The following is a 2,624-nucleotide window of genomic DNA, read 5'->3' on the forward strand; positions in this document are numbered from 1 at the left end:
CGCGAGCGCGCGCGCCCGGCGGCCGTGCCGCCCGCGGTACGACCGCGCGGGATCCACGCTCCTCAGGCCGCGGATGCGCTCCGTCGGGCCGGTTTTCCACATGCAACGGATCGTACTGGCCCGTAGGCTCGCCCCCATGTCTCCGATGTCGCGCCACCGGGCTGACCAACTTCATGCCGACCCACACCAGGCCGACCCGCACCCGTCCGATCCCCGGCACCCCGATCCCCGGCACGCGGAGCCCGAGCTCACCGACGACGGGCACGTGGTCGAGCCCAGCGCCGACAGCTACCGGCACGCGGCCGAGCTCGAGATCGATCGAGACTGGTACAAGTCCGCGGTCTTCTACGAGGTCCTGGTCAGGGCGTTCAACGACTCGGACGGCAACGGCACCGGAGACCTGCGCGGGCTCACGGAGAAGCTCGACTACCTCGAGTGGCTCGGGGTGGACTGTTTGTGGCTGCCGCCGTTCTACGACTCGCCGCTGCGCGACGGCGGATACGACATCCGCGATTTCCGCGCCGTGTTGCCCGAGTTCGGCACCGTCGAGGACTTCGTCGAATTCCTCGACCAGGCCCACCAGCGGGGCATCCGGGTGATCACCGACCTGGTGATGAACCACACCTCCGACACCCACGCCTGGTTCACCGAGTCGCGCTCCGACCCCACCGGGCCGTACGGGGACTTCTACGTGTGGTCCGACGACGACACCCGGTACCCGGACGCCCGCATCATCTTCGTCGACACCGAGACGTCCAACTGGACCTACGACCCGGTGCGGGGGCAGTTCTACTGGCACCGCTTCTTCTCCCACCAGCCCGACCTCAACTACGACAATCCCGAGGTCCAGGACGCGATGATCGACGTCCTGCGCTTCTGGCTGGACCTGGGGATCGACGGGTTCCGACTGGACGCCGTGCCGTACCTCTTCGAGCGCGACGGCACCAACTGCGAGAACCTGCCGGAGACCCACGAGTTCCTCCGCAGGTGCCGGGCGGTGGTGGACGAGGAGTACCCCGGGCGGGTCCTGCTGGCCGAGGCCAACCAGTGGCCCGAGGACGTCGTCGAGTACTTCGGCGAGCCCGAGGTGGGTGACGAGTGCCACATGGCCTTCCACTTCCCGCTGATGCCGCGGATCTTCATGGCGGTGCGGCGCCAGTCCCGGTTCCCGGTCACCGAGATCCTCGCGCACACCCCCGACATCCCCTCCTCGGCGCAGTGGGGCATCTTCCTGCGCAACCACGACGAGCTGACGCTCGAGATGGTCACGGACGAGGAACGCGACTACATGTACGCCGAGTACGCCAAGGACCCACGGATGAAGGCCAACATCGGCATCCGGCGGCGCCTGGCCCCGCTCCTCGATGGCGACCACAACCAGTTGGAACTGTTCTCGGCGCTGCTGCTCAGCCTGCCCGGGTCGCCGGTGCTCTACTACGGCGACGAGATCGGGATGGGCGACAACATCTGGCTCGGCGACCGTGACGCCGTCCGCACACCCATGCAGTGGAGCCCCGACCGCAACGCCGGCTTCTCCCGCTGCGACCCGGGCCGGCTGTACCTTCCGGTGATCATGGACCCGCAGTACGGGTACCAGGGGGTCAACGTGGAGGCGCAGCTCAACTCCACCGCCAGCCTGCTGCACTGGACGCGTCGCATGATCCACGTGCGCAAGAGCCACCCCGCGTTCGGACGCGGTGAGTTCGTCGACCTGGGTGGGTCCAACCCGAGCATCCTGGCCTACCTCCGGACGATGGGGTCCCCCGAGGAGGACCCGCAGGCGGACGTGATCCTGTGCGTCAACAACCTCTCGCGGTTCCCGCAGGCCGTGCGTCTGGACCTGTCCGAGTTCGCCGGCCGCCGACCCACCGAGCTCACCGGCGGCGTCCCGTTCCCCGAGATCGACGCCGACCCGTATCAGCTCACCCTCCCCGGGTACGGCTTCTACTGGCTGGAACTGCGCAGTCCCACCGAGACACCGGCATGAGAGGCACGCCATGAGCATCCCCCCGGTCGACGACGACACCATGGTCACCCTGCTGACCGAGTGGCTTCCCGCACAGCGGTGGTTCGCGGGCAAGGGCCGGCGACTGTCCGCGGTGCGGATCGCCCGGCGCGCGGTCCTGCTGGACCACGAGGACGTCCTGGTGGAGCACCTGCTGGTCGACGTGGAGGTGGACGGCCGACCGCAGCGCTACCAGGTCCCGCTGGCCACCGCGGAGTCCCTGCCCGACGACCGCCGGACGCTCCCCCTGACCCCGGAGGGCGCCTCACCGGTCGTCTACGACGGACTGCGCGACCCGCGCGGGACCGAGTCACTCGTGACCCACCTGGCCGCGCAGGACCTCGTGGGGGGTCTGCGATTCCGCCTGGTGGAGGGTGCCCCGGCCCCTGAGCCCGTCCGCGGGAGGCTGCTGGAGGGCGAACAGTCCAACTCGTCCCTGGTGTTCGGTGACGACCTCATGGTCAAGGTGTTCCGACTGGTCCAACCCGGCCTGAACCCCGACGTGGAGCTCCACGCCGCGCTGGCTGACCGGCAGTGCCCCGCCGTCGCCTCGCTTCGGGGCTGGGTGGAACTCGACGACGACGAGGTCGACGGGAACGGGGCCGACGGGGGCGGGGCC

1 protein-coding gene and 1 pseudogene are annotated in these 2,624 nt (G+C 69.4%); both read left to right on the forward strand.

Annotated elements, in window-relative coordinates; translation table 11 throughout:
• The first annotated feature begins 145 nt into the window (after positions 1 to 145).
• Positions 146 to 1,987 carry a maltose alpha-D-glucosyltransferase gene (gene treS / locus G6026_RS07350; RefSeq protein ID WP_228549585.1) on the forward strand — a complete coding sequence of 614 codons (1,842 nt, stop codon included), beginning with the start codon at positions 146 to 148 and terminating at the stop codon, positions 1,985 to 1,987.
• Between the two features lie 10 nt (positions 1,988 to 1,997).
• Positions 1,998 to 2,624 (forward strand): annotated as a pseudogene (locus tag G6026_RS07355) (hypothetical protein); the annotation flags it as partial.

Origin of the sequence: Dietzia sp. DQ11-38-2, from assembly GCF_014145055.1 — a bacterium.
Taxonomy (GTDB): domain Bacteria; phylum Actinomycetota; class Actinomycetes; order Mycobacteriales; family Mycobacteriaceae; genus Dietzia.

Coding starts and splice junctions, on each gene's coding strand:
- treS (WP_228549585.1), top strand. CDS start 146: ATGTCGCGCCACCGGGCTGACCAACTTCATGCCGACCCACACCAGGCC.